The following is a 2,389-nucleotide window of genomic DNA, read 5'->3' as shown; positions in this document are numbered from 1 at the left end:
GGCAACAGGCGACGTGCTCCCGCCAGTAGCTCTTCACAAGCAGTCCAAGGGGCAACGTGAATCATGTTAATAGCAACGATCGCCGTAATCGGGTATTGATGTAGATCCAGAGTAGGCAATATCGTTGTTCGCTCATCCCGTTCCACTACCCAGGGTCTATCAAATACATCCAGGGCGATCGCCGGATGTAGATTCTCTGCTGGAGCATAGGCTCGCCATGCTGCAATGCTGGCAAGTGCCACTGGGTCAGGATCAGAGGGTAGCCATTGCCGGGGTTGCAGGCGAGGGGCAAAAAAGATAGCATGTTCACCCGTGCCGCTGGCAATCTCCAGTACAGTACCTGTGGGTGGCAATACGGTTTGTAAAACCTCCAAAATCACCTCGCGGTTGCGCTGGGTGGCAGGTGCATACTGGCGATCGTCCTCCTGACTCTCAAGACTCATGGCTTCTAACACCTAGTCGCAATCGCTGGATTATGAGTTGCAGTGCCAGTCCCAACAGTCCCAGGGCTGTGATGGCGAAAATACCTGTCCCCAGGGTGCTGATACCAATCACCAAGGTACGTACAGCTACACTGATATTCTGCGCTGTAACATTAGTGGTCGGCAACGGATGGCTAGCGAAGGCTTGGGCGATCGCGCTGGTCAGTCCATATAGCCCTAGGGCAAATACAGCCGCGATCGCAGCCCCGCTGAGACACCGCCACACACTCATCGGCTGGTCGGTTGGGGCTTGAAGGTTGGTCGTGGTCAATTGCTCATCATTAGTCATGGGTCACTACCCCTTTGCTAAAGGCATTACTCATATGTCCCTTGGTTCACCCAATAACGGCAATCATGCCATGATCTACCACTAGGAGCAATCATTCATCATCCACCAGACGAATACTAGTGTTGGTCAACGGGACTGACCATAGCTCTAAATCAGCATCTGGAATGGTTGATCGCATCCCAGCTTGAACTTGCATTGCCTCGGCTTGACTAGCAACTAAGGCAAACACCGTCGAGCCAGAACCAGACATTAGCGTTCCCAAGACTGGAAACTTGGCGAAGGTGTCTCGCAGGTGCTGGAGTTGAGGATAGGCTGGATACACAATTTTTTCAAAGTCGTTGTAAAGCAATTGTCCGATCGTCGTCACATCACGCTTGCTAATTGCCCTCACCATTGCACCTGACCGTACTTGCTGGTGACGGTCTACAAGGGCTGATTCTGTCGTTAGGTACGATGCCTCAAACTGTTGCCGATAGGTTTGGTAAGCCCAGCCTGTGCCAATGCTAATAGAGCGATATTTCGCTAACACCACCCAGGCATTGTCCAGGTCTGGTAAGGGGGATAGCTGCTCACCGCGCCCCGTAGCCAGAGCCGTGCCCCCCGTCACACAAAACGGAATATCTGAACCCAGTTGAGCCGCCAGCACCTGCAACTCACCCTGTGTCAGTCCTAGGTTCCACAGCATGTCGATCCCCACGAGAACCGCTGCTGCATCAGTAGAGCCGCCTGCCAAACCCGCCCCTACTGGAATGTGCTTATGAATGGTGATAGCCACACCCCCATACCGAGCAAAGGCATCTGGAAAGGTCTGGGCCATAAGTTCGGCGGCTTTGTAGGCTAGGTTGCGCTGATCGTGGGGAATATCGGGATGGTCACAGGTGATGGTAAAGGCATCTCGACCTAACAGGCGCAGGTCAATACGATCGCACAATCCTACGCTCTGCATCACCATAGCCAGCTCATGGTAGCCATCAGCACGGCTCCCTAAAATCTCTAGATAGAGGTTAATTTTAGCGGCAGCAAGCAGGGAAAGGGCGGGCATAGACTAACGGCGTAATGATGTGGCCTGAAGGTGACAGGACGTAACCTGCTCCTTAACATTACCCTGTTCAGGGGTAGTTTGGGAGGTGTGAGCAGTGTTGTGACACCCATATTACACCCATAATACATCTGTATTACACTAGGGCCTGCAAAATGCCTGCTTTCGTAGCATCACCTACTACTAACTGCCGGAGCAGTTCAAATTGCCAGTCGTACAGAAAATTTTCTGCATGGGCGGCCATATTGCGGAGCTTATTAATTTGGTCGATGGTGGATGCTGCGGCTACATCTCCCTTGCTGAACCAATTGGCTAGGGGATGTTTCCACCGCTTGAGAAACTGGCGAACAAGCTGGCGATCGCTGGGGCTGACCCGATGGTCATTGTAGGATACCGTACAGTACAGGTCTGCTTCGCTCAGTAACATGCCTTGCTTCAGGGCCTGATCTCGCAGGGAATACCACTGGGATGCCAGCAACGGTGGCACCATGCCTAATGTGTACTTCTTGCTGGGGCTGAGTAAAATTCCCCCCACTTCCGATGTACCTTGCTCTAAGGCTGCATCATACAATCCTCGAA

The 2,389-nt window shown here is 52.7% G+C and carries 4 protein-coding genes; all 4 read right to left on the bottom strand.

The genetic code is table 11. From position 1 onward, the window contains the following. The coding region (locus NZ772_17485) for a class I SAM-dependent methyltransferase (GenBank protein MCS6815350.1) at nucleotides 1–443 on the bottom strand (443 nt) is incomplete at its 3' end. Then, on the bottom strand, nucleotides 433–771 hold the full coding sequence (locus NZ772_17480; GenBank protein MCS6815349.1) for a DUF3082 domain-containing protein: 339 nt from the start codon (nucleotides 769–771) through the stop codon (nucleotides 433–435). The genes NZ772_17485 and NZ772_17480, both read right to left, overlap by 11 nt. Before the next feature lie 91 nt (nucleotides 772–862). Further along, nucleotides 863–1,813, bottom strand: a complete 951-nt coding sequence (ispE, locus tag NZ772_17475; protein ID MCS6815348.1) for a 4-(cytidine 5'-diphospho)-2-C-methyl-D-erythritol kinase — start codon at nucleotides 1,811–1,813, stop codon at nucleotides 863–865. Nucleotides 1,814–1,946: 133 nt separating this feature from the next. After that, a partial coding sequence (locus NZ772_17470) for a single-stranded-DNA-specific exonuclease RecJ (protein ID MCS6815347.1) occupies nucleotides 1,947–2,389 on the bottom strand: 443 nt, incomplete at its 5' end.

This window comes from Cyanobacteriota bacterium (assembly GCA_025054735.1).
Lineage (GTDB): Bacteria > Cyanobacteriota > Cyanobacteriia > SKYG9 > SKYG9 > SKYG9.
This window is presented reverse-complemented; position numbering and strand designations above follow the sequence as displayed.